Below are 23,449 nucleotides of genomic sequence, written 5' to 3' on the forward strand. Positions count from 1 at the left end.
CAACTCGCCGAAAAAGCACTCCCTACATAACGATTACCAGTCCGCGGTAATCTGGGGTGAGAGCCAGCGACACAAGTGATGATGCGTCTGAACGGGACACAAACTACTGAGAACTGTTACGCCGATCCATCGTCGTCATCTGGGCCGCCACCGGATTGACTCATGAATTCGTCATCGTACTCGGCCTCCTCATCGACTGGAATCGTGACTGATTCGCCGAACGCGTCCACATACGCGGGCTGATCGTCGAGGCGGGCGAGTTCCGCTTGGCGCGTCGTCACCCACTCAGACAACCCATCCATTTCCTCCCCGATCCGGTGCGTATAATCGAGTAATTGTCTGGCACGCGTGCGTAATCCCCTGCCGATCCATCCGCCGCACCACGCGCTCACCACGCGTCGTGATTCGGTACTCGTTCCGGACTGACGTCTCACCCGGGTTCATCCCGAGTGTAACGAGCCCGTGGCTCCGCGCCTCTGCCAGTCGCTGACTCAAGCGCGGACGCCCCGGGCGAGATTCGCGCCCAGACGACGGACCTCTACAGGATTCACGACCACATCACCCGCATCATCGCCAACCTCGACATCAATCCCGACTGGTTCGACGGCTACGACGAACCTGCACGCGCGACATTCGACCTCACCCATGGTCCGGACTTTCCCCTACATGGACGCCCTCGACCTCGGGCAGTCCGAAGTCGAACGCCGCCTCCAGGGAGCCACCTACATCTACCTCCGCTTCGGACTCCCCAAACCGATCAGCCAGCCAGTCATTAGCCACAACAAACGCACTCGCTTCACCCTCGCCGACCGAGGCCTCCTCCACGACCTCGCCGACGAGATTAGCGACGTCTGCGTCGAACACGACATCATCCAGGACGAAGCCCCCTCGCTCGACCCGGAGGATATCCAGGGGACGAGAGTGAGTGAGGACCTCATCACGGATGCCGTCCGCGAGGCAACCCAACTCGGTTTCCAAGAGTTCACGGCGGACCGCGCGAGTAACGCGAAGTACGCCCCCGACGCCTACTTCGAACGCCAAGGCTACCTGAACATGGCGAACGCGAGTGCGACCTCCGAGCGCCGACGCTTCGCCCGACTCAGCGAGCGCGAGGAAGTCCCGCACAGCTCCTCGCACAATCGGACGATGCAGAAAGTCACCACGCTCGAGAGTCAACTCACGTTCGACGAATTCACGGCCGGAGCGCCGATACCGGAATGGCAGCGGATTCGAGACCACGTCTTAGAGCCCTTCCACGCGGGCGTCGAGGAAATTCTGGCGGAGCTCACGGACGATACGCGAGCGAGCGCGGGATTCCACGAGCGCGTTCACGCTGCCATCGATATCACGCACTGGCCGTTCTGGGTCTCCCCGTTCAAATCCGAGGCCGACGCCGAACCCGACGAAGACCCAGTGACGTACACGGACAGTACGGGCCGAGAGCGCACCGTGTATCTCGCATACGAACGATACTAATCGAGATTTGATCAGGTTCTCCTCAACGGGAGACTCATTCCTCGACAGACTCCGACTCGTCCTCAAAATCACTCGATCTCGTTTGTAGAACTCTCAAACAGCCAGGTTGAGGCCACGCATTCGAGGAGAGCGACGGTCGACCGGAGGGGAGCGGCGTGATCGCTCGGGCCCGACACGCGGCGTTGCGGCGGCAGGACGGGCGCTCGCTCTCGGGGTGGTGATAGAGGTTCCCGTTTCGAGACGCCGGAACACGGATTCGACGCGCCGAGGCCGGAGATCGAGGACGGTGTACGAGAGAACAGGAACCGCGAGCGGCCGGTCGTCAGCGCGGTTCGGCTTCCGCGTAGAGGTTGAACGACTCGAAGACCGGCCGGTCGGTCATGCCGAGGAGAATGGCCTCGTCGTCCGGCTCGTGGTGGTGGATGGCGTCGCGGGGGACGACGAAGATGTCGCGTTCGCTCCACTCGAAGGCCTCGTCGTCGATGTGGGTGACGCCCTCGCCCTCGATGACGAAGTAGACGTCGACGGTGTTGTGGAAGTGGGGGTCGGTCTCCGCCTGGAGGAGCTGCGCGCGGAAGGACATCGTCGGAAAGAGCGGCGGGGCCCCGGTCGCGGGATTGACGTAGGAGACGCTGTAGCCGTCGTGAGGGTCGGGATCGTCGTTCTCGGCGCGCTGGCGAAGCGTCTGGACGGTGTCCTGCCAACTGAAGCGATACGGCGGCGTCGCCTCGCGGTTCCCCCGGAAGGGGCCGGGGATGTCGCTCTCCTCGGTGGACTCCGTTGGGCGCGCGCGGCCGTACTGGGACTCCCAGTAACCCTGCGACTTCGTCACCGGCTGGCGTTCGAGTTCGTGGTTCTCGAAGGCCTGTCGGGTGTTCAACGAGTCGAGGACGAGCGGGAGGTCGAGGACGTCGAGCCACGTCGCGGTCTCGTCGGAGTCGTTGACGTGATCGTGCCACTCCCACTGCGGGGTCGTGATGAGGTCGCCGTCGCGCATCGGGAACTCCTCGCCGGCGACGACGGTCTTCATATCCTCGTTCCCGTCGATGGTGAAGCGGAGGGCGTTCGCGGAGTGCCGGTGCGACGGCGCGGTCTCGCCGGGCGAGACGGTCTGGACGCCGACGTAGATCGTGTTCGAGATGGCGTTGTTGTAGCCGCCGGTGTTGAGGGGGACGGCGACGCGGCGCTGGAACCCCGGCGGGAGGTCGGCGATCGGCACGTCGCGCTCGATACCGTCGATCGCGGCCTGGATGTCCTCCCACTTCCAGATGTCGGCCTCGAGGTCCGCCGTCTCGTTCCCGAGGTCGTCCTCGACCTCCCACAGCGGTCGGAGGTCGTTCGCTTCGAGGAGGCTCCGCGTGTCGTCGCTCAACTCGAGGAGATCCTCCGGATCTTCCCGTGACTCCGGCTGGGCCATACCGTATCTATTGCATCATCGATAATAAAGATCGGGGCGCGGTGACGGATCGGGGTGCGAGTCGACTTACGCCTCCACCTGCGCGTCGAAGACGTCGTCGGAGTCGAAGAGCGCGCCGCAGTCCTCACAGACCATGCGCCGTTGGATGGCGTACTCCCAGAGCTTCCCGCCGCAGTCGAGGCAGTCGAAGTGCGCGCGGACGAACGGGTCGGACTCGCTGTAGATGTTGTCGAACTCCGCCATGGGTGGTGGTGACAGACCGAGGACCAAAAGCGTGCCGCCGGGACGGACCGCCGTGCGCGGCGTGGGGTTACCGGTAGGCGAGGTTGACTTCGACGTCGTCGGTCGCGGTGAGCAGACGCTCCGCGAGGTCGGCCTCGCGGTCGTCGCGGGCGAGGCGGCGGGCAGCCCCGGCGACCGCGAGCGCGCCGCGCACGGCCCCGTCGTGGCGAACGGGAGCCCCGATCGCGTGGATCCCGTGGAGGTCCTCGCTGCGGTTGACGGCGTAGCCGCGCTCGCGGATCCGATCGAGCTCCGCGTGGAGTTCCGCCCGGTCGGTGACGGTGTTCTCCGTGTGCGCCGGAAGCCCGTGCGCATCGATGATCCGATCGACCTCGTCGTCGGGGAGGTGCGCGAGGATCGCCTTCCCGCCGGAGTTGACGTGGAGCAGGCGCCACGTCCCCACGATGGTCTCGACGCTGACCTCGGAGTCGCCCCGCGACCCGTAGAGGTACATGGCGCGGCCGTTCTCCTCGACGATGAGCCACGCCATCTCGCCGGTTTCGGCGGCGAGGTCGTCGATGGGGGTCTTGGCCGCGCGGTAGATGTCGTATCGATCACGGGCGTACTCGCCGGCGCGGAAGAACTCCAAGCCGACGTGATAGGTCCCGTCGCGCTTGACCGCGTACCCGTGATCGACCATCGTCCGCAGGTGCTTGTGGACGCTGCTCTTCGCCAGACCGAGATTCTCGGCGAGTTCGGTGACGCCGGCGCCGTCGCGCTCACGTAGTTGTTCGACGATGGCGAACAACGTCTCGTCCGACCCGACTGTCTCGACCCCCGATTCGTTCGATTCCATGCCAAACACAGGTCGGGGGAGGCATTTAGGACCTTCGCCGCCCGACCGAAATTGTGTTCCCTATGAGCGAATACCGAAGCGAAATTCCGACTTCTCGCGCGTGAGGTCGAGGAACCCCGTCCGGTCTTACGAGCATATCCGTGTAAATCCCGTACGCGACGCGCGGCGGGGCGGACCCACGATCGGGCGAAACGGTTTCCTCACAGCGAACGTAGGTCGACGGTGTCGATCAATCGCGGTACGGCGATCGGATTCGACCTCTGTGCGTGTACCCGAACAATTATGTACAATCGTCGTGGATAGGACCATAGCTAAAGAAAATGAACTACATCGATGGGTTCGAACGAACGGTGCGGTGTTACGGCGGGGAAACGGCGCTCGTCACGGCGAGCGGCGCGGAGCGGACGTACGCGGAACTCGACCGCGAGAGCACGGGCCTCGCCAACGCGGTCCACGAGCGGATCCCCGAGCGGCGGTGCGCGACCCTCGCGCTCAACGGTATCGAGACGGTCGTGTCGATGCTCGCGGGGCAAAAGCGCGGGCGCGGCAACGTCCAGCTCCCGTACCGCGCCGGAGTGGACGAGCTCGTCCGGATGGTCGACGACGCCGACGTCGGCGCGCTCCTCTTCGACGACGCGAACGCAGATCTGGCGCTCGACGTCGCGGAGCGGGCGGACCTCGACCTGGCGATTCACGCCGGCGACGCCTCGCTCGCCGGCGGCCGCGTCGTGTCCTACGACGAGTTCGTCGGGGCGGCGGCGACCGAGCGCGTCGTCGAGCGCGCGGACACGAACGAGTACGGCGTCTTCTACACGAGCGGGACGACGAGCCGGCCGAAGGCCGTGTCGTTCGATCAGGAGTCGATGTGGCTCGGCGCGACGCAGGTCGTCATGGAGATGAGCCTCGAACCGACGGACGTCGCGCTCGTGACGACGCCGTGGTACCACATGGTGACGGCCGACGCGTGGATCCTCCCCCACCTCCTCACCGGCGCGACGCTCGTCATCCAGCCCACCTTCGAACCGGAGGAGGCGCTCGAGCTCGTCGCCGCACACGACGTCACGGGGATGCTCGCGGTCCCGACCCAGCTCAACGTCCTCGCGGACCGCCAGGCCGACCTCGGCCTCGACATCGACACGCTCGACTACATCCGGACCGGCGGCGCCGTCGTCAGTGCGCGTCTCGTCGAGCGCGCCGCCGAACACCTCACCGAGAACGTCTACAACAGCTACGGGATGACCGAGGGCGGTCCGAACCTCGCGTACGCCCACCCCGAGGTACAGGACGAGCACACAGGGACGGTCGGGAAGGAGTCCTACGCGTGGGAGCTCCGCGTGGTCGACTCCGTCCCGCCGGACGAGGACCCGGACCCCGAGGCCGTCGTCGAGCCCGGCGGCACGGGCGAGATCCTCGCGCGGTGTGACGGGATGTGCGACGGGTACCTCAACAACCCCGAGGCCGAGGAGGACCTGTTCGTCGACGGCTGGCTCCGCACGCACGACGTCGCGGACGTCGACGAGGACGGCTACCTCTACATCGTCGATCGCGTCGACAACATGATCCTCAGCGGCGGGGAGAACGTCTATCCTCAAGAGGTCGAGCAGACCCTGCTCGAACACGACGAGGTCGAGGACGTCGGCGTCGTCGGGCTCGACGACGAGCACTGGGGCGAGGTCGTCGCGGCCGTCGTCTCCACGAGCGGCGACATCGGAGCCGACGAACTCGATCAGTTCTGCGTCGATCACGGATCGCTCGCGAACTTCAAGCGCCCGCGTCGCTACGTCGTCACGACGGACGAACTCCCGCGAACGGACACGGGGACGCTGGAGCGCTCGACGGTCGAGGAGAAGTACTTCTCGGCGGTCCGCGACGGCGGCACACAGGCCGAGGGCGAGAACACGACCTGACGCGGTCGAGTCGCAGTTTTTCGTCGCGGTCCGCGTCCTCGTTCCGGTACGCGCGCGGCGCTCGACGCGCTATTCGGTGCCGTGTTTCTCGACATCGACGTCGGCGAAGGAGACGTCGCGCTCCTCGACGCCGACGGTCATGGAGCCGACGTTCTCGATCTCGGCGTCGACGGTGTCGCCGTCGCGCAGCGGCCCGACGCCTTCGGGCGTCCCGGTCGTGATGACGTCCCCGACGTCGAGCGTCGCGCCGATGGAGGCGTACTGCACGACGTCCGCGCAGGTGTAGACCATGTCGCTCGTGTTCGCGGACTGCCTGACCTCGCCGTTGACCGCGAGTTCGAGGTCGAGGTTCTGCGGGTCGCCGACCTCGTCCGGCGTGACGACGTACGGACCGACGACGGTGAACGTATCGTAGGACTTGCGGTTCGAGCGGTCCTGATCGCCGCGCACGGAGATGTCGAGGAGGATCGTGTAGCCGAAGATGCGATCCCACGCCTCGTCGCTGTCGACGTCCTTCGTCGCCTCGCCGATGACGAAGCCGAGTTCGACCTCGTGGTCGATCCGGCGGTCGTTGAACGGGATGACGATGTTCTCCTCGGCACCGATGACGCTGGAGGGGGCCTTCAGGAAGTACCCCTTGTCCTCGATGGAGAACCACTCGTCGGTCGTGATGTCCCGATCGGCGATGGCCTCCTCGATGTGCTTCTCGTAGTTGAGCGGGGCCGCGATGACCTTCCCCGGCCGGTCGATCGGGGCCTCGATGGTGACCTCGTCGAGCGCGTAGTCGGCGTCCGCGTCGGCGTACTCGCTCGCGTCGTAATCGCCCTCCATGTACTCGACGAGCGGTTCCTCGCTCTCCAGGCCGAGGCGATCCGTGAGGTCGACGACGCCGTCGCCGCTCTCGCTCACCACACCGAGTCTGTCGCCGTCGAACGTGACGAACTTCATGCGTTCGAACGTTCGCCCGCGTCCTCTTAAATCACGTCGGTCCGTGTCGATCGTTCGTGTCCTTTCGGTCCGGAGCGAACCGTCCTCGTAGGTCAGCCCGCCTACGGCGTTCCGACGGAGACTCGGCCGCTCACCGACGGCCATCACGATCGGATCGAGGTGGGCTGGCGTCACGACGTCGGTCGCGACGGACGGTCCGTCTCGGACGGCTCTCACCGCTGCCCGCGACGAACTAATCGGTTAGTGAAACGTCAATCAATAACAATTATGTATATGCGTGTGGGATAGCGTACCGTATGCTCTTTCGAACCAGCGTGTGGTACCCCGATTCGCGGCGGAGTATCGCGGTCCTCGTCATGCTCGCCGGGATGGTCGTGTTGCATTTCACGGAGCTGTTCGGGTTGCTGGACGCCGGGTTGCTCTTCGGGTGGCTTCCGATGCAGTTCGCCTACGACCTCGCGTACACCGTCCTCGCGGTCGTCCTCCTCTACGGGGTGTATCGAATGGCACCCGACGGGACGGCGAAATCGGAGTCGGGAACGAGCGGCGTCGTCGACGGAACCCGAGGTGAGATGGAATGACCGCGATCGCGGGCGACACGACGCTCATCGTCGGAATCGTCGTCTCCTACTTACTGATCGTCCTCGCCGTCGGACAGTACGCCTCGCGGAAGACCGGCGACTCGCGAGAGGAGTACTTCATGGCGAGTCGGTCCTTCGGGACGCTCGTCCTCCTCGCGGCGCTGTTCGCCACGAACATGTCCGCGGTGGTGATGATCGGTGCGCCGAGCCTCGCCTACGACATCGGACCGAACGCGTACGGCTACTTCGTCGGTCTCTTCGTGTTCACATTCCCGCTGTTCGTGATGACCATCGGCCACCGCGTGTGGCTCGTCGGGAAGCGATTCGACCACATCACGCCGGGACAGGTACTCAACCACCGATTCCAGTCCTCGACCCTCGGCGTGTTGGCGATGCTCGTCTTCACGTTCTGGACGGTGCCGTACCTCCTCGTCGGTATCCAGGGAGGCGGTATCGCCTTCGAGCAACTCACGAGCGGCGCCGTTCCCTACTGGCTCGGCGGGCTGGCGGTGACGCTCGTCGTTCTCGTGTACGTCTCGACCGGTGGGATGCGGGGAACGGGGTGGACGAACGCGTTTCAGGGGACGGTCTTCGTCGTCGCGCTCGTCGGGTTCGCGATCGTCATTCCCGAACAGCTCGGTGGGTTCGAGGCGGCGACGCGCGCGACTCTCGACGTCAACCCCGCACTCGTGAACCGCGCCGGACTCCCACCGCTCGGGTGGAAGACCTACCTCTCGGTCGCGGTGATGGTCTCCATCGAGACGTTCATCCTCCCGCACTTGTTCATCCGGTACATGACGAGCCGATCGAGCAAGCAACTACGTCGGACGGCGGTCGTCTATCCGATCGCCATTCTCCTCTCGTGGGGACCGGCCGTGATGCTCGGGTTCTGGGGGCTCGGGCAGTTCCCCGACATCGCCAATCCGGACTTCATCCTGCCGACGCTCATCCAGGCGAACTTCCCGACGTGGCTCGTCGGTCTGGCGCTCGCCGGCATCCTCGCCGCGCTGATGTCGACGCTCGACGGTCAAGTGCTCACGCTCGCGACGATGCTCACGGAGGACGTCCTCCGTCCGTTCACGGACATCGACGAACGGACAGAGGTGTTCGCAACGCGCGGGTTCATCGTCGCCATCCTCGCCGTCGCGTACGTCGCCGCCCTCCTCACCAAGGAGTCCATCATCGACACGACGATCTTCGCGTTCAGCGGCTACGCGCTCACCTTCCTCCCGATCGTGAGCGGGTTCTACTCCGAGCGGGTGACCGAAGCCGCGAGCGGTACGGGGCTCGTCCTCGGCTTCGTCGGTCTCTGGGCGTTCCACCTCGGGGTCCTCCCGGGTAGCCTCACGGTCGGGTTCCTCCCCGTCATCCCCGTGCTCGTCGCACAGGCCGTCGTCATGGTCGCGGTCGCCCTCGTCACCGCTCCACCGGACGACGAGCGCGTGGATCAGTACCGAACGCTCTTCGAGGGGGAGTGGTGAGACCGGACGGGCGTCAGACGAGGCGGTAGCGCTCCCCGTTCGGTCCGTCCTCGCGGACGGCGACCCCGCGGTTGACGAGATCGCAGAGCGCGGCGAGGACCTCGGGGAAGAGATAGACGAGGTCGTGGTCGCCGACGACGGCGTCCGCGACGTCGACGGCGGTCGCCGGACCGTCGGCGAGGACGTCTCGAACGCCCGCGAGACGGCGTTCGAGGCTTCCACGGTCGCGTTCGAGGGTCGCCTCGAACGCCTCGTGGATCGGACCGTGACCGGGATAAACGCGATCGATCGTCAGGCCGTCGAGTCGGTCGAGCGAGCGGCGGTAGTCCGCGACCGCGCGATGGCGTTCGAGGTCGAGACGGTCGTTGAGGAGCGCGGGGCGGAACGGCTCAATGGCGATGTCGCCCGAGAAGGCCACGCGTTCGCCGCCCACGTCGGTGACGTAGCAGAGGTGATCGGCCTGGTGGCCCGGCGTCCAGACGGCGTCGACGGCCCGATCGCCGACGGTGAGACGCTGATCGTCCACGACCCAGTCGTCGACCGCGTCGAGGGGGAAATCGCGCCGGATGCGGTCGCGGATCGAACGCTCCTCGTCGCGCATCGTCGCCTGCGTGTCCGCGTCGGCCCCGCTCGCGGCGATGGTCTGACTCGTCCGCTCGGCGACGACCTCGGGCGGGCGTCTGAGGCGGTCGCTCGCGGTGAGCGGCGCGTGGACGACGGGATCGCCGGCCGCCACGACCGCACGCAGGTGGCCGATGTGATCGGGGTGGGGGTGCGTGAGGAAGACGTGGTCGATCTCGTCGAGCCCGTAGCCGCTGCGCTCCGCGAACGACGCCCCGTCGACGCGCTCGGGCGGCACGCCGCCGTCGAACAGGATCGTCTCCGCGCCGTCGAGGACGTACATCGCGACGTGGCCCGGCGGCCACTCCATGTCGAACTCGACGCGCGTGACGGTCGCCGGCTCCTGTGTCATCGCGAGCACCTACACCCGGTCGACGTATATGTCCTTCCGTGCCGTTACGTCCGGCGCTCGACGACGAGACCCCCGGCGCCGACGGCGATGTCGGTCGGTCCTCTCGTCACGGCTTTCAGGTTCGCGCCCGTCGGCGTGGACTGCTGGCGCCACGTCCCGTCGGTAAGGTCGTACAGCGCCCCGCCACCGCCGACGGTGAGCCCGGCGCCGCCCGCGCTCACCTCGACGTCGCGCAGGTCGGCGTCGCCCGTGTCGCTCGGCGTCCACTCGGCGCCGTCCCAGTGGAACACCATCCCGCCGCCGCCGGAGACGTGGACGTCGTCGGGGCCGTCGCTGTCGACGCCGTAGAAGTTGACGTTCGCGTCGGCGAGACCGATCTTCGTCCACGTCTCCCCATCGCGGGTGTGGAGCACCGTCTTGTTGCCGTCGACGATGTGTCCGCGCCGATCGCCGTGGAAGTCCACGGCGTTGATGTTCGACCCGCTCGCCGGGGTGACGTACTCCCACGTCTCGGATTCGCCGTTCTCGAAGCTGTAGTAGAGCTTCCCCGAGTCGCCGGCCACGTAGACGTTCGCGGCGCCGGCGTCGCCGGTGACAGCGACGTCGTTGAAGTTGTTCGTCACGTCCATCGGGGCCGAATGGTCACGGAGGGAACCCGTCGTGACGTCGTACTCCCCGATCGCGCCGGACGCGCCGACGAACCAGAGTCGCTTCCCGTCGTCGGTCACGTCGGCACCGTAGAGCGCGTTCCCGTTGCCAGTCGGTCCCCCGTCGAGGACCCGCTGCCACCCCGTCGCCGTCCGCGACAGGAGGGTCCCGGCGCCGCCGACGGCGTGAGCCCCGGCGTCGGTGTACGCGACGTCGTAGAGCGTTCGATCGGTCGGCGTCTCCGCCACGGTCCACGGCGTGTCGCGGGCGCTCGCGGCACCCGCCGCCGAGAGCCCGGCGAGCGCGGCGCCGGTCGCTTGGAGGATGGTTCGCCGCGTGATGTGCGATGTCTCAGACGACATGTCCCGTCCGGACGGTGACGTCACGAGCCCGATAAAGCTTCGATTCGTTTCGTACCGAGCGTAATTAAGTACGGCGTGCCGAGACCAGAGCAGGTCGGCTCGCGTCGCCGGCGCCCACACCCGCGGCCGGGCGCCGCACGTCGCTGGCGCCGCCGATCGATGTCGGCCGCCCGACTGAACGAGAAGGCAGATAGATGCTCGACAAATATCGACGGCCGCGGCGTCGACGTCGTATCGAGGGGGAAATCGTAGTGCCGGCCACCGCCGTCGAGGTTCCGGTACGCCAGAGGTGATAGCCGATACGACGGACGCGCGCTTCGAGGTCGATTTCTCCACCCCAATCATCACCTTCTCGTCAATAGTTCGCTGTCGACAGGTCTGGGGTCGAGGCGTCGCTCAGAGCGCCTCCCAGTAGTCGGGTTCGTTCCCCTCGCGCCACTTGATCGTGCAGCCGCGCGACGGCCGGAAGCCGGCGTCGACGGCCTCGCCAGCGAGGACGTCGTCGATGATCTGTCGCATCTCGAAGCCGGGTTCGCCGGACGGGTCCGCGTCGGGGGTGAGTGCGTCGTCGAGCCGACCGTGGTAGACGAGTTCGAAGGCGTCGCCGCGGCGCGCGAAGAGGAAGGGGTCCGGCGTGCAGACCGCGCCGTAGGCCGCCGCGACGTCCTGCGACTCGTCGCGGAGGTAGGCGTCGTAGGCGATCCGGCCCGACTCGACCTCCTCGCGCATGCCGTCGACGGAGTCGGCGGGGTAGGCGTCGGCGTCGTTCGGGTTGATCCCGACGACCGCGACGTCGTCGTAGTCGGCCGCGATGGCGTTCAGCGCGGGGTGTTTCGCCCGCGCGTACGGGCAGTGGTTGCAGGTGAAGACGACGAGGAGCGCCTCGGCGTCCGCGAAGTCGTCGAGGTCGTACGTCTCGCCGTCGACGCCCGGGAGGGAGAACGCCGGGGCGTCGTCGCCGCGTTCGAGCACGCGCGTGGATTCGCCGGCCATACCGACCCGTCGGCGCGCGCGGCGAAAAAACGCACGCCCGCCTCGATCGCCGCCGATCCGTCAGGGCGCGCGGAAGACGCGGATCGTGTCGCGCTTCGTTGGTTCGCACAGCAGTTGTGCGAGTCCGAGATCGCCGAAGATCGCCTTCCAATCCCGGTGGTAGAGCGGGAAGTCGTCGTTGACGTAACTCACCTCGCGGCCGTCGCGGCCCCGCTGGGGGCCGTTGCCCTCGTTCTCGGCGGTGACGAGCAGATCGGACGTGACGCGAGCGAGGTCCTCGAAGACCCACGCGTCGTCCGGGTGGACGTGTTGGAGCGTCTCGACGGAGTAGACGACGTCGAAGGCGTCGTCGTCGAACTCGGGAACGACGTCCTCGATGGCGCCGGTGCGGAACGATCCGGTCTCGGCGAGGGCGGGGAACTCCTCGGCCATCACGTCGAAGGCCTCGTCGTTGAGGTCGATGCCGGTGAGGTTCTCGTAGCCGCCGCGGCGGAGGTGTTCGAGGTGGCGACCGGAGCTACAGCCGACTTCGAGGATCGCCGCGTCCGTCGAGACGTAGTGATCGAGGGCGTCGCGGATCGTCTCGCTCACCTCGTTCGGCCCGAGATGCGCGTAGTAGGTCGGCGAGAACTCGCCCTCGCGCTCCGCCCAGTCCGCGCGGACGTCCGCTGGGTCCTCGGGGGTCTCGGGGTCCTCGGGGTTCATACACCGGGAAGACGCCGGGCCGTGAAAGGCCCCGCGATCGGAACGCGCGCGATGCGCGTCTCAGCGCGGTGGCGTTCCGAGGGCGTCGTCGAGGAGACGCCCGAGCGCCTTGCGCAGGTGTTGGTGGAAAGTCGGCCCGGCGACGCCGAGGTCGTCCGCGACGACCTCGCCCGTCGTCTCGCGCGGCCACTCGAAGTAGCCGCGGGCGTACGCCGTCCGGAGCGCCTGGAACTGTTTGTCCGTCAGGATCTCCGAGAGGTCGTGGCGGAGAGCGTTCGCCGCGGTGTCTCCCGCGGGCGCGCGGCGGCTGAGGTCCGCGCTCGGGAGGCGCTCGCGGATCGCGTCCGCGAACGCCCGGACGTCCGTCGCGGGGCTGACCGCGACCGTGATCGTCCCCCCGGTGGGCGTCGCGCGGAGGTGGCGGATCGTCGCGTCGCGGTCCGCGAAGGCGCTGAGGACCGGTGAGTCGGAGACGACGACGGCGAGCATCGACCCGTCCTCGTCCGCGCGAACGACCTCGGCGTCGGTGACGGCGACGCGTCCCGATGCGGCCTCGACGAGCTGCGTCGGTTCGCCCGCGACCGCCGCGTGGAGGAGCCACCCGCCGTCGTGCGGGGCGATGGACGTCACGTCGATCGCGCGCCCCGCCCGCTCCGCGAGCGCGAAGAGCGGGTCGTCGGTCGCGGCCAGCGAGAAGCGAAGTTCGAGCGATCGCCCGGAGAGGAGGGTCTCGGTGCGCTCGACGGCGCCGAGCGCGTCCGCGATGTGCGCGGCGAGTTCGGCGAGGACGTCGCGCTCCTCGCTCCCGAACGCACCGGGGACGCGCGCGTAGAGTTCGAGGAAGCCGTGGCACCGATCGCGGTGGCGAAGCGGGAGGCGGATCGCGCTCCGGAAGCCGCGGCGCATCGCCTCGTCGCGCAGACCCGCGAACGCGGGATCGCGCAGCACGTCGTCGACGACGGTTACGCGGTCGCCGCGCTGCGATCCCGTTCCACCCACCGATCCCGACTCCGTGCCCGCTGCACTCCCCCGTCCCTCGACACCGGCGCTCGCTCTCGCCTCCGTGTCGTCTCGCGCGCGCGTCGCCGCGAGCGGATGTTCGGTGCCGAGTTCGACGACGTGGTCGAGGAACGACTCGCCGGCGCCCGCCCACGCCTCGACGTGGGTCTCGCCGCCCTCGCGGCGGCCGATCCACGCGAGCGCGTAGCGGTCGTCGGCGGCGAGGTTCTCGCAGACGGCGTGCGTGACGCCGCCGCGCGACTCGGCGTCGACGAGCGCGCCCGTGATATCGCGTATCACCCGGTTGAGACGGTTGAGGCGCTGGAGTTCGGCGTTGCGCTCGCGGAGTTCGTCTTCGGTCTCCCGGAGGCGGGCCTCGCGGGCGGCGCGTTCGAGCGAGCTCGTCGCGTACGTCACGATGAGGTCGACGAACTCGACGTCGCGGTCGTCGAAGGCGTCCGGGGTCGGCGAGGCGGCGACGAAGACGCCGTGCTCGCCGAGCGGGGCCGCGACGGCACTCCGCGCGCCCGGCCACGGTGCCCGCGAGGGGTCGTCCGCGAGGTCGGCGGCGACCGTCGTCTCACCCTCGACGAACGCCTCCCAGACGAGCCAGCCGTCCGCGGTCGCGTCCACGACGCGGGGGTCGACGTCGCCCGTGACGGCCGAGGGGACGAGTCGACCCGCCGCGTCCTCCCAGCGGTAGACCGCGAACCCGGGGGCGTTGACGGCGCCCCCGGCGGCGTCGACGATGGTCTCCGCGACGGCGTCGGGATCTGTCGCGCGCGCCAGCTCGGCCGAGCGGGCGTGGAGCGTGGCGAGCACGTGTTCGCGGTCGCGGAGGGCCGCGGTCCGATCGAGGCGGTCGAGGGCGGCGGTCGCGTTCGCGGCGAGGATGCCGGCGAGCGTCCACGCGCGCGCCGCGTCGTCGTCGTCGGTCTCGTCGAAGCCGAAGACGAGGACGCCGTGGTCACCGATCGGGAAAGCCGCGACGCTGTCGACGGGCCCCCGATCCCGGTCGTCGTCGATGCTCGCGGTCGGAACGCGTTCCGGGTCGCCCGAGCGGTACGCGCGCGGCACCGGAGCGTCTTCCGCGACGTCGTAGGTGAAGTCCTCGTCCTCGACGCCGTGGGTGGCGGCCGCCGGCACGAGCGTCGCGTTCGCGGGATCGTGTCGGTAGACGACGCCGTAAGCGTCCGGAGCGACGTACTCGGCGGCCTCGGTCACGGCGGCGGCGACGGCGTCCGGGTCGTCCGCATCGAGGAGGCGACTCGTCGTCCGCTGGAGGCCTTCGAGGCCGCGCTCGTAGCGCTCGCGCTCCGTGAGGTCGCGGCCGATCCCGGCGATCCCGACGACGTCGCCGTCGTCGCCGTAGAGGGGTGCGGCGCTGAGTTCGAAGGGTACGGGGTCGCCGTCGCGCGGGGCGAGCGGGAGGCGGACGGTGACTGACGCGCCGCCCCGGACCGTGTCGAGGGCGGCCGTCAGCGTCTCGTGTTCTCCCTCGGGAACGATGTCGTACACCGTGAGGTGCGAGAGATCGTCGTCAGCGTAGCCGGTGACGTCGCGCAGCGCGTCGCTCCAGTAGAGCGGCGTCCCCGACGTGTCGACGACGTAGACGACGTCGTCGAGCGCGCCGAGGACGGATTCGACGAACGCGAGGTGGTCGTCGAGGGCGCGCCGCCGGTAGTACGCGCGGACGGCGTCGGTCGCGGTCTCGGCGACGCGCTCGGCGAGCGCCGCGATGGACTCCTCGGCGTGCTTCGAGAGGTAGCTGGTGACGTCGGCGTCGATGGCCTCGCTCGCGACGCGCTCGCTCCCGACGCCCGTGAGGAGGACGAAGGGGAGGCGTTCGTCGAGTTCGCGGACGGCGTCGAGGAGTTCGAGGCCGCTCGACGCCGGCATCTCGTAGTCGCTCACGACGCAGTCGACCGTTCCGGCCTCGACGGCGTCGAGCACGCGCGCCGGGTCGGTCGTCGCCGTGACGTCGAGCGGCGTGTCGGTCCGTTCGAGCGCCGTTTCGAGGAGGTCGAGGTAGGCCTCGTCGTCGTCGACCACTATCAGGCGGGTCGGGGACACGTCCGTCATCCAGACCGTATTGTTCGGGCCGCGGCCTTCTATCGGTCGGTCCCGCTTCGAGCGGTGAGTCACGCGTCGTCGTCGACGCGCGCGTCGTACCGGTAGTGCGCGGCGGGCGTGACGACCACGTACCGACCGCGCTCGGGGTCGTGGATGACGCGCGCGCCCGCGTCGATCCCGACGTCGACGAGGTCTTCGAGCGTCGCCGTCTCGACGACGAGCGCGTCGCCGGGGTCGGGGACGCGGCCGGTCGAGATCCACTCGTCGTGGCGGTGTCGGTGGACGGCCTCGGCGAGACGCGGGAGCGCGGGCCGCCACGCGCGATACCACGCGGCGACGAGGAGGGCCGCGAGCGCGAGGAGTCCGCCGACGCCGGCGAGCGCCCACGGCGGCACGGGGGAGCTCCCGGGCACCGCGACGGTTCGCTCGACCGACCGATCGTGGCGTCGGGTGTCCGTGGCGGTCTCGACGTCGTACCACGCGTCGCCGAACGCGAGTGGCGCGCTCGCCGAGAGCGAGTCCGCGTAGCCCGCGACGCGGTAGGTAGCCGTGGTCCTGACGGCGACGTCGACGCTCCCGGCGTCGCCCGCGGCCGCCCGGTAGGCGGCGAGGCGTCCGCGGACGCGCTCGGTGTCGATCCGCGCGGTCGTGGTGACGTTCGCGGCGTCCGTCGTCGCGTTCGACCCGAGCGGCACGGTGCGCGTCCAGAACGTCTCGTCGTCCCGCGTCGCCGTGTAGACGAGCGTGACGTTCTGCGTGACGCGCGCGAACGACGCGTTCGCGCTCCCTGTCCGCGCCGTGAAGACGAGATCGGGCGCGGCGCGCGGGTAGACGACGGGGTTTTCGAGGACCGTCCCCGGGTCGTGGAGCGCGCCGTCGCCGGTCACGGTCGCGCGCCCGGACGTGTCGAGTGCGACGTGCTGGACGTTCGCGCGATCGGTGACGGTGGTCGTCGGGGGATGGGCGGTCGTCCACGCGGCCGCGCCGAACGCCGCGAGCGCGAGCATGGCGAGGGCGAGCGCGACGGCCGGGCCGCGCTTGGCGAGCACGTATCTGAGTCGGGGTGGGAGCACGGTGTGTCAGGTGGTAATCGTCGCGGAGCGGTCGGGTGCCGAGACGGTGACGCCGCGCTCGCCGGTCGCGCTGACGTCGAAGGCGAGCGCGTCGAGCGTCGTGTTCGAGGCGACGCGGACGTCCACGGTCTCGCTCGCGCCGGACGAGAGGGAGACCGTCGCCGAGTCGCCGACGATGGAGCCGTCGACGACGAGGTCGGCGTCGTCGCGCGCGCTCTCGTGGAGCGAGACGGTCGCGCTCGCGGGCGCGTCGAGGGAGTTCGTGACGGTGACGAGGCGGGTCGTGTCGTTCGCCGCCACGGACGCACTCACGTCGAGGCCGACGACGCCGCTCTCGTCGGCGGCGACGGGGAGCGCGGAGTCGCGGTCGACGGCGGAGGTGGCGAACGCGCCGGTCCCCGCGCCGCCGAGAGCGATGGCGACGACCACGGCGATGGCGAGCGCGGCGGTGAAGGCGCGACCGGCGGGGCCGCGCGAGCGGGTTCGGTGCCGGCTCACTCGAACCCCTCCGTGAGGAGGCGCCACCAGCGCGATCGCGACCCGCGGAGGCGTTCGCGGCCGTCGATCAACGCCGCGAGCGCGATGGCGGGCGAGAAGGCGAGGGCCGCGGAGAGGGCGGCGGCGAGCAGCGGTTCGATGGCGTCGAGGCGGGCGAGGAGCGAGTGCGGGAGCACGGCAGGGTAGCGCCGGACCGCGACCTCGACGGGCACCGCGCCGGGATCGGTCGGGGCGCGGATCCGCCCGGAGACCGTCAGTGCGGTGGCGTTCCGGGAGACGGCGACGTCGCGCAGGCCCGCGGTGTGGACGACGCGGTCGGTCCACGGCCGCGACGGGACGGCGACGGTGTAGTTCAGCGCGTGCGACGATCCGGTGGCGACGGTCGGGATCGACCCGGTGCCGGTCGGGTTCTCGACGGCGAGGACCGTCTCCGCGTGCGTCACGCCGCCGAGCGCGACGACTCCGGCCGTCCCGACTACCGCGGCGAAGAGGAGCGGGACGAGGACCGAGCGGGCACTCGCGGGTCGTGACGGGCGACCTGTCGCGCGGCCGCGGCCGAGGAGCGCGGCGAGGCCGACGAGGCCGGCGAGGAGCGCGACGTGCTCGTGGACGAAGCGGACGGCGCGCCCGAGGTGCGGAATGACGACGGGCGCATCGTTCCACGTCAGCACGCGGCCGATGACGGCGTCGCGCGGGACCGGCGGATAGCCGGCGGCCTGATCGGCGACGGGGTTGTTGTCGCCCTTCGTTCGGAAGCCGTCGGCGGTTTCGGCGACGACGCGGTGGGTCGTGTAGGCTCCGCGCGTCTCGCTCCAGAACGTCACGACGTCGCCGGAGTCGACGTCGCCGGCGGGCACGAGCACGTAACCGTCGCCGATGCCGAGCGTCGGACTCATGCTGTCCGAGTAGACGTAGGACACCTGCACCGGCGATCCGGCCGGCGCGGCGACGAGCGCGGCGACGACGAGGAACGCGGCGAGGGAGACGGTGCGGAGCACGAAAACGGGTGAGGGCGTTTAGGCCGTGACGTTCAGCGTCCCGGTGAGGGAATCGTTGCTCGTCTGGCCGGTCGAGTCGACGGTGACGACGACGTCGAGCGTCTCTTCCGCGGCGAGTTCGCCCTCGTAGCTAGTGTCCTCGCTCACGGTGGCGACGGTGCCCCCAGAGTTGTTGATGAGCTCGAACTGCACGTTGTCCGTGTTCGTGTCCGGGTCGGAGTTCATGTCGTACGTGACGTTGAACGTGTGGGCGTTCCCGAAGTTGTTCGTGATGGTGAACGCCGGCGAGGTCGCGTTCCCGATGGTCAGCGTCGAGTCCGGGTTGATGCCCGTGGCGGTACCGGTCGTGACGTCGATGGCGAGCTGGTCGCTGCTCGTCGTGACGAGGCTGGAGTCCCCGGCCTGCAGGCCGACGAGACCGCCGCTGTCCGTGGCGACGTTGAGGCTGGCGTCACGGTCCACGGTCGCGGTGGTGAACGCGCTCGCCCCGAAGGCGGAGGCGACGACGACGATTCCGAGTGCGATGGCGGCGAGTTTGAGTCGCATGACGAACGAAGAGAGTACCCACCGGCCAGAAAGACCGTCGTCTATTCACTTACCCACCCCGCGCGCGGAACCTACTATGCGAGGTTCGCGGGAGGGCGGCGGGGCGACCGGCGGCGACGCGGGTCTCGGTCGCGCCAACGGGCGCGCCTTCGAGTCCGGTGAGACGCCGTCGCGGCGGCCGACGGGCACGCTAGGCCCCACGCTTTACTACGCGCGCACGAGACGGGCGTGCATGAACGAGAAGCGACTCGTGGTCGCCTGTTTCGGCGTCCTCGTCGCCGCCGCCCTGGCCTTCCTCGCGTACCGGTTCATCGCGCCGCTGACCGTTTCGGTCTTCCTCTACTACTCGACGCGGCGCTACCACAAATCGCTCAAACGCCTCCACCTCCCCTCTCGGGCGCGCGCGGCGATCGTCCTCGCGTCGCTGGCCGTCCCGCTCGTCCTGCTGATCGGCTACGCGGTCGTCCTCCTCGTCGTCGACGCCCGCTCGTTCATCATGGAGTACGCCCTCCTCGACGTCGCCGCGGCGCGCCTCCCGTGGTTCGAGGGGATCGGCACCCTCCCGCCGCTCACCATCGACGGCCTCTACACCGCCTACCAGTCCGGCCAGCTCAGCCCGTTCATCACCTTCGCGACCGACCACGCGGCCTTCCTCACGGGACTCCTCTCGGAGTTGTTCCTCGATCTGTTCGTCATCATCATCGTCACCTACTACCTGCTCATCGACGGCGGACGCCTCCGCGAGTGGCTGTTGCGCTTCGACGACGACGCCATCGTCCGGGACTACCTGGAGGCGACGGACGTCGAACTCGAAGCCGTCCTCTTCGGGAACCTCCTGAACGTCATCGCGGTGGCGCTCATCGCCATCGCGTCGTTCACCCTCTACAACTTCGTCGCGCCCGAGGCCGTCGAGGTGCCGTATCCGGCGCTCGCCGGCGCGCTCACCGGCCTGGCGAGCCTCGTTCCCGTCGTGGGGATGAAGCTCGTCTACCTCCCGCTCGCGGCGATCACCGCGATCCCGGTCGCGCTCACGGGCCGGACCGACCTGCTCGTCTACGTCGTCGGCTTCCTCGTCGTCGCCGTCGTCGTCGTGGACACGATCCCCGACATCGTGCTCCGCCCGATCCTCAGCGGCGAGAACACGCACGTCGGGCTCTTGATGCTCGCGTACACCCTCGGACCGGTCGTCCTCGGGTTCTACGGGCTCTTCCTCGCACCGATCCTGCTCGTCGTCGGGCTGACGTTCGCCGACACCGCCCTCCCGCGGCTCCTCGGCGTCGACCCGATCGACGCCGACGACGACTCGCTCTCCGACTCGCAGCGCCGCCTCGACGACTTCTGAGGCGAACGACGGGCCGGGGGACGCTCGGGCGGCGCGGGCGACGAGGGGGGGGCGGTTTACAGTGCGTCCAGGTAGTATGTGTAGGCAGTATATTTGGTCAGTAATACCACTCAATCGGTCCGACGGGCGTCGACCCGCGGAGTTAATACCGTAGCGCGCGAGGCGATCGGTGATGACTGTGGATCCGTCGACGCGCGCCGGGCGCGCGACCGACCGTGCGCTCCGCCTCGGCCTCCTCGCGGTCGCCGTCGCCGGGCTCCGGCGGCGCGACCCGGGCGCGTTCGTCAACGCGCTCGTCGGGTTCGCGGCGACGTTCCTCCCCGACGTGCTCGAGCGGCGGACGGTGCTCAGCGTCCGCCCGCGACACCGCGTCTGGGTCTCCGCGGCCTCCCTCCTCCACGCGATCGGGATGCTCGGTCCCTACGACGAGACGTGGTGGTGGGATCACCTCACGCACCTCTGCTCCGCCTCGCTTGTCGGCACGGCCGCGCACCTGTTCGCGCGACGGCGCGGCCACGACACGACCCGGACCGTGCTCGCGGCCACGCTCGGCCTCGGCGTGCTCTGGGAGGCGATGGAGTACGCCGTCCACCGGACCGCCCGCCGGTTCGGCCTCGAACCGCTCCTCGTCACGTACGGACCGCGCGACACCGCCCTCGACCTCGTCTTCGACGCGCTCGGCGGCCTCTGCGTCGTCGCGTTCGGCGATCGGCTCCTGGGCGATCGGCTCCTCGAGGACGTCGAGGACGAGAAGGGCACAGCCGCGAGGGGGGACTGAGCGGCGAAGCGGGTCGGACGCCGACGGTGGCGGTCCCAGTCCGTCGCGCGCCGTCACCCCGACGCCGGTGCGTCTCCCGACGCGTCGCCCCCCGTGATCCGGGCGTCGCCGCGGTCGACGTACCGCGCCCAGACGACGATGACCGGCGGGAGCACGATCAGCGACGCGAGGTACGAGTAGAGGATCGAGAGTCCCGTGAGGAGGCCGAACTGGCCGAGCACGGGCGTGATGGCGATGGCGAGAACGCCGATGCCGGTGACGGTCGTCAGCATGCTCCCGGTCAGCGCGCCGCCGGTCCCACGGACGGTCCGCGTGAGCGCGTCGAAGACGTCCGCCGACTCGTCGTACTCCTCCGCGAAGCGGTGAACGAGGTGGGCGGAGTAGTCGATACCCAAGCCGATCCCGATGGAGAGGATCGTCCCCGTCAGGACGTTGAACGGGATGTCGAGGGAGCGCATCGTCGCCGCGATGCCGACGACGGTCACGGCGATCGGGACGAGGTTGACGATCCCGAGCGACGGACGCCCTTGAAGGAGGCCGTAGATCAGGACGAGGAACGCGGCCGTCCCGAGCAGGGCGAACACCAGACTGATGAACGCCGACTGGGCGATGACGTCCGAGACGGCCTTCAGCACGACGACGTTACCGGTCGCGGTTGCCTCGAAGCGGAAGCGGTCGGCGACGGCCTGCGTGTCGTCCGTGACGGCGGCCTGTGAGGCGTCGGCCTCGACCGCGTACTCGACGCGCGCCGCCGTGTAGTCGTCGGTGATGTAGTCGAGCGCCCGCTCGCGCGCGGGCGAGTCGAGCAGCGCGTCGTAGACCGTCTTCAGGTCGTCGTCGGGGATCCCGTTCGCGTTCCGGTCGTTGCGCGCGACCAGTCGCGCGAACGAGTCGTCCCGCTCCGCGTACGCGCGGATGACGGTGATGATGCTCGTCTCACGGGCGTGGCCGCCGTCGACGACGAAGCTGTCCGGTGGCCCGTCGCCGGCCTTCCACATCGACTCCAGCGCGCCGTCGTTCGTCAGTGATCCCTCGACGTAGACCGTCGTGAGGTCCTCCTCACCCGTCTGGAAGCGCTCTTCGAGGAAGTTCGTCGTCTCCGTCACCGTGTAGTCGCGGGGCTGGAGGGCTTCGGGGAAGTACTCCAAGTAATCGGGGTTGTCCTCGGGCGGGAGGAAGGACTCCTGCGTGAAGCGGCTGTCGACGCCGGAGCCGTACGCGCCGAGCCAGGCGGTGCTGACGAGCAGGACGGCGAGGAAGAGCCTCGGGGCGATCCGGGCGATCCGGACGCCGACGGGGAGGAGCGTGCCGAGGAGCGACTCCTCGGAACCGAGCGGTCGCGAGCCGAATCGGGGGACGCCGACGCGCTCGCGGAGGCCATCGGCGGACACCTTCGCGGCCGGGAGGAAGACCCCGAAGATGCAGAAGGTGAAGACGATCCCGACGGCGGCGACGAGCCCGAAGTCGCGGATCGGGCCGAGTTGGCTGCTCGCGTTCGCGGCGAAGCCGATGACGGTCGTCCCGGTGACGATGACGAACGCGAGGAGCAACTGATCGGTCGCCGTCCGCATCGAGTCGCGCACGCCGAACCCCTGGGCGCGCTCCTCGCGGTAGCGGTTGATCGCGTGGATGCCGAAGTCGATGCCGACGGCGAGGAGGAGCGGCGGGACGGCGATCAGCATCTGCGAGAACGCGATCCCGGCGTGCCCCATGAACCCGAACGTCCAGAGGATCGCCATGGCCAGCGAGACGATACCGAGCCCGAGGTCGATCGGATCGCGGTACGCGAACACGAGGAAGAAGAGGATGAGCACGACCGCCGCGGGGACGACGAGGGCGAGCGAGTCCCCGATCACCGCGGCGAACTCCTCGGAGAGGATGCCGCTCCCGAACACCGTGATGTCGCCGCCGACGGAGTCGACGATGAACACCGCGTGCTGTTGGATGTCGGTGAGAGGGCTGGAGCCGCTCGTCCCCGCGCCGTCCCCGGTCTCGGCGGAGAGGGAGTGCGTGACGGTCCCGACGGTCGCCGACGCGGAGGCGGAGCGGGCGTTGAAGTCCGTGCTGAGGCTCGCGGCGAACCCCGGGCTCGCCGCGGCCGCCGCGGCGATCGCGCCGTCGATCTCGCTTGGCGTCGCCCGCTCGACGGCGTCGATCTGTTCGTCGAGCGTCGTCGCGGAGGGGTCGAGCGTCCGAGCGACCGTCCGGGCGGCGCTCGTCGTGGCGGCGACCTGCATGTCGGGGTTCGACTGGAGGCGTTCCTGCGCGCGGAGCATCCGCAGGAGGGAGGGCTTCGAGAGGACGTTCGTTTCCGACTGGATCAGCTGCGTCGTTCCCGTGTCGGGCTCGAACGTCACGCGCTCGAAGTTGGCGTTGACGTCGGAGAGGGCCTCCTGTGCGGGGACGTCCTCGGTGAACTGACTGGTGCCCGAGGAGGTGTCGGAGCCGCCGAGGCCGAGGGCGAAGACGCCCGAGACGAGCAGGAAGACGACGATGACGGTCCGCGGTCGGTCCACGATCCAGTGGTCGACGGCGTCGATGTAGCGCTGAGCGTCGATCTGGAGATCCATCGA

General features: G+C 69.1%; 21 protein-coding genes. 6 read left to right on the forward strand and 15 right to left on the reverse strand.

The window, feature by feature from the left end; genetic code table 11:
* Nucleotides 1-116: 116 nt before the first annotated feature.
* Nucleotides 117-392, reverse strand: a complete 276-nt coding sequence (locus IEX91_RS03865) for a hypothetical protein (RefSeq protein WP_188877208.1) — start codon at nucleotides 390-392, stop codon at nucleotides 117-119.
* Nucleotides 393-645: 253 nt separating this feature from the next.
* On the opposite strand from IEX91_RS03865, the gene IEX91_RS03870 reads away from it, so the two are divergent.
* On the forward strand, nucleotides 646-1,476 hold the full coding sequence (locus IEX91_RS03870) for a hypothetical protein (protein WP_188877209.1): 831 nt from the start codon (nucleotides 646-648) through the stop codon (nucleotides 1,474-1,476).
* A gap of 322 nt (nucleotides 1,477-1,798) precedes the next feature.
* Here the strand turns inward: IEX91_RS03870 and IEX91_RS03875 are convergent, their stop codons facing one another.
* From IEX91_RS03875 to IEX91_RS03885, 3 genes are all read right to left on the reverse strand, one after another.
* A complete protein-coding gene (locus IEX91_RS03875; protein ID WP_188877210.1) occupies nucleotides 1,799-2,893 on the reverse strand; it encodes a cupin domain-containing protein in 1,095 nt (364 codons plus the stop codon).
* 66 nt (nucleotides 2,894-2,959) lie between these two features.
* Entirely contained in the window at nucleotides 2,960-3,136 is a 177-nt protein-coding gene (locus tag IEX91_RS03880) for a hypothetical protein (RefSeq protein ID WP_188877212.1), read from the reverse strand.
* A gap of 67 nt (nucleotides 3,137-3,203) precedes the next feature.
* On the reverse strand, nucleotides 3,204-3,971 hold the full coding sequence (locus IEX91_RS03885; RefSeq protein ID WP_188877213.1) for an IclR family transcriptional regulator: 768 nt from the start codon (nucleotides 3,969-3,971) through the stop codon (nucleotides 3,204-3,206).
* Between the two features lie 320 nt (nucleotides 3,972-4,291).
* On the opposite strand from IEX91_RS03885, the gene IEX91_RS03890 reads away from it, so the two are divergent.
* Nucleotides 4,292-5,878, forward strand: coding sequence for a class I adenylate-forming enzyme family protein (locus IEX91_RS03890; protein ID WP_188877214.1), 1,587 nt, complete (start codon nucleotides 4,292-4,294; stop codon nucleotides 5,876-5,878).
* A 69-nt stretch (nucleotides 5,879-5,947) separates the two neighbouring features.
* Here the strand turns inward: IEX91_RS03890 and IEX91_RS03895 are convergent, their stop codons facing one another.
* Nucleotides 5,948-6,826 carry a fumarylacetoacetate hydrolase family protein gene (locus IEX91_RS03895; RefSeq protein WP_188877216.1) on the reverse strand — a complete coding sequence of 293 codons (879 nt, stop codon included), beginning with the start codon at nucleotides 6,824-6,826 and terminating at the stop codon, nucleotides 5,948-5,950.
* A gap of 296 nt (nucleotides 6,827-7,122) precedes the next feature.
* Here IEX91_RS03895 and IEX91_RS03900 point away from each other — a divergent pair, with 296 nt between their 5' ends.
* Complete coding sequence (locus IEX91_RS03900) at nucleotides 7,123-7,407, forward strand: hypothetical protein (RefSeq protein ID WP_188877217.1); 285 nt, start codon at nucleotides 7,123-7,125, stop codon at nucleotides 7,405-7,407.
* Nucleotides 7,404-8,888, forward strand: a complete 1,485-nt coding sequence (locus IEX91_RS03905) for a sodium:solute symporter family protein (RefSeq protein WP_188877218.1) — start codon at nucleotides 7,404-7,406, stop codon at nucleotides 8,886-8,888. The genes IEX91_RS03900 and IEX91_RS03905 overlap by 4 nt, the downstream gene beginning before the upstream one ends.
* A gap of 13 nt (nucleotides 8,889-8,901) precedes the next feature.
* Here IEX91_RS03905 and IEX91_RS03910 read toward each other — a convergent pair whose 3' ends face one another.
* The 9 genes from IEX91_RS03910 to IEX91_RS03950 all read right to left on the reverse strand — a co-directional run bounded on the left by IEX91_RS03910 (nucleotide 8,902) and on the right by IEX91_RS03950 (nucleotide 18,756).
* Complete coding sequence (locus IEX91_RS03910; protein WP_188877219.1) at nucleotides 8,902-9,861, reverse strand: MBL fold metallo-hydrolase; 960 nt, start codon at nucleotides 9,859-9,861, stop codon at nucleotides 8,902-8,904.
* Nucleotides 9,862-9,905: 44 nt separating this feature from the next.
* The gene (locus IEX91_RS03915) at nucleotides 9,906-10,871 is read right to left on the reverse strand and encodes a WD40/YVTN/BNR-like repeat-containing protein (protein ID WP_188877221.1); all 966 of its coding nucleotides are present in this window, start codon (nucleotides 10,869-10,871) and stop codon (nucleotides 9,906-9,908) included.
* Between the two features lie 396 nt (nucleotides 10,872-11,267).
* Nucleotides 11,268-11,864, reverse strand: a complete 597-nt coding sequence (locus tag IEX91_RS03920) for a thioredoxin family protein (RefSeq protein WP_188877222.1) — start codon at nucleotides 11,862-11,864, stop codon at nucleotides 11,268-11,270.
* Between the two features lie 60 nt (nucleotides 11,865-11,924).
* A complete protein-coding gene (locus IEX91_RS03925; RefSeq protein WP_188877223.1) occupies nucleotides 11,925-12,569 on the reverse strand; it encodes a class I SAM-dependent methyltransferase in 645 nt (214 codons plus the stop codon).
* A 60-nt stretch (nucleotides 12,570-12,629) separates the two neighbouring features.
* Complete coding sequence (locus tag IEX91_RS03930; protein WP_188877225.1) at nucleotides 12,630-15,620, reverse strand: GAF domain-containing protein; 2,991 nt, start codon at nucleotides 15,618-15,620, stop codon at nucleotides 12,630-12,632.
* 89 nt (nucleotides 15,621-15,709) lie between these two features.
* Nucleotides 15,710-16,690, reverse strand: a complete 981-nt coding sequence (locus IEX91_RS03935) for a DUF5305 family protein (protein WP_188877227.1) — start codon at nucleotides 16,688-16,690, stop codon at nucleotides 15,710-15,712.
* A 30-nt stretch (nucleotides 16,691-16,720) separates the two neighbouring features.
* A complete protein-coding gene (locus IEX91_RS03940; RefSeq protein WP_188877228.1) occupies nucleotides 16,721-17,212 on the reverse strand; it encodes a hypothetical protein in 492 nt (163 codons plus the stop codon).
* Nucleotides 17,209-18,210, reverse strand: a complete 1,002-nt coding sequence (locus tag IEX91_RS03945) for a signal peptidase I (protein ID WP_188877229.1) — start codon at nucleotides 18,208-18,210, stop codon at nucleotides 17,209-17,211. The genes IEX91_RS03940 and IEX91_RS03945 overlap by 4 nt, the downstream gene beginning before the upstream one ends.
* 18 nt (nucleotides 18,211-18,228) lie before the next feature.
* Entirely contained in the window at nucleotides 18,229-18,756 is a 528-nt protein-coding gene (locus tag IEX91_RS03950; protein ID WP_188877231.1) for a hypothetical protein, read from the reverse strand.
* Between the two features lie 232 nt (nucleotides 18,757-18,988).
* Between IEX91_RS03950 and IEX91_RS03955 the strand changes: the two genes are divergently transcribed.
* Both IEX91_RS03955 and IEX91_RS03960 read left to right on the forward strand, forming a co-directional pair.
* Complete coding sequence (locus IEX91_RS03955; RefSeq protein ID WP_188877233.1) at nucleotides 18,989-20,098, forward strand: AI-2E family transporter; 1,110 nt, start codon at nucleotides 18,989-18,991, stop codon at nucleotides 20,096-20,098.
* A gap of 172 nt (nucleotides 20,099-20,270) precedes the next feature.
* The gene (locus IEX91_RS03960) at nucleotides 20,271-20,876 is read left to right on the forward strand and encodes a hypothetical protein (protein ID WP_188877234.1); all 606 of its coding nucleotides are present in this window, start codon (nucleotides 20,271-20,273) and stop codon (nucleotides 20,874-20,876) included.
* Between the two features lie 53 nt (nucleotides 20,877-20,929).
* Here IEX91_RS03960 and IEX91_RS03965 read toward each other — a convergent pair whose 3' ends face one another.
* On the reverse strand, nucleotides 20,930-23,446 hold the full coding sequence (locus IEX91_RS03965) for an efflux RND transporter permease subunit (protein WP_188877235.1): 2,517 nt from the start codon (nucleotides 23,444-23,446) through the stop codon (nucleotides 20,930-20,932).
* Between the last annotated feature and the right edge of the window lie 3 nt (nucleotides 23,447-23,449).

The organism is Halarchaeum nitratireducens, assembly GCF_014647155.1.
Lineage (GTDB): Archaea > Halobacteriota > Halobacteria > Halobacteriales > Halobacteriaceae > Halarchaeum > Halarchaeum nitratireducens.

Bases quoted from the DNA above. Each gene is read 5' to 3' on its own strand.
- IEX91_RS03920 (WP_188877222.1), bottom strand. From the start codon at position 11,864: ATGGCCGGCGAATCCACGCGCGTGCTCGAACGCGGCGACGACGCCCCG.
- IEX91_RS03915 (WP_188877221.1), bottom strand. From the start codon at position 10,871: ATGTCGTCTGAGACATCGCACATCACGCGGCGAACCATCCTCCAAGCG.
- IEX91_RS03950 (WP_188877231.1), bottom strand. From the start codon at position 18,756: ATGCGACTCAAACTCGCCGCCATCGCACTCGGAATCGTCGTCGTCGCC.
- IEX91_RS03875 (WP_188877210.1), bottom strand. From the start codon at position 2,893: ATGGCCCAGCCGGAGTCACGGGAAGATCCGGAGGATCTCCTCGAGTTG.
- IEX91_RS03965 (WP_188877235.1), bottom strand. From the start codon at position 23,446: ATGGATCTCCAGATCGACGCTCAGCGCTACATCGACGCCGTCGACCAC.
- IEX91_RS03885 (WP_188877213.1), bottom strand. From the start codon at position 3,971: ATGGAATCGAACGAATCGGGGGTCGAGACAGTCGGGTCGGACGAGACG.
- IEX91_RS03905 (WP_188877218.1), top strand. From the start codon at position 7,404: ATGACCGCGATCGCGGGCGACACGACGCTCATCGTCGGAATCGTCGTC.
- IEX91_RS03925 (WP_188877223.1), bottom strand. From the start codon at position 12,569: ATGAACCCCGAGGACCCCGAGACCCCCGAGGACCCAGCGGACGTCCGC.
- IEX91_RS03955 (WP_188877233.1), top strand. From the start codon at position 18,989: ATGAACGAGAAGCGACTCGTGGTCGCCTGTTTCGGCGTCCTCGTCGCC.
- IEX91_RS03960 (WP_188877234.1), top strand. From the start codon at position 20,271: ATGACTGTGGATCCGTCGACGCGCGCCGGGCGCGCGACCGACCGTGCG.
- IEX91_RS03910 (WP_188877219.1), bottom strand. From the start codon at position 9,861: ATGACACAGGAGCCGGCGACCGTCACGCGCGTCGAGTTCGACATGGAG.
- IEX91_RS03870 (WP_188877209.1), top strand. From the start codon at position 646: ATGGTCCGGACTTTCCCCTACATGGACGCCCTCGACCTCGGGCAGTCC.
- IEX91_RS03890 (WP_188877214.1), top strand. From the start codon at position 4,292: ATGAACTACATCGATGGGTTCGAACGAACGGTGCGGTGTTACGGCGGG.
- IEX91_RS03900 (WP_188877217.1), top strand. From the start codon at position 7,123: ATGCTCTTTCGAACCAGCGTGTGGTACCCCGATTCGCGGCGGAGTATC.
- IEX91_RS03895 (WP_188877216.1), bottom strand. From the start codon at position 6,826: ATGAAGTTCGTCACGTTCGACGGCGACAGACTCGGTGTGGTGAGCGAG.
- IEX91_RS03880 (WP_188877212.1), bottom strand. From the start codon at position 3,136: ATGGCGGAGTTCGACAACATCTACAGCGAGTCCGACCCGTTCGTCCGC.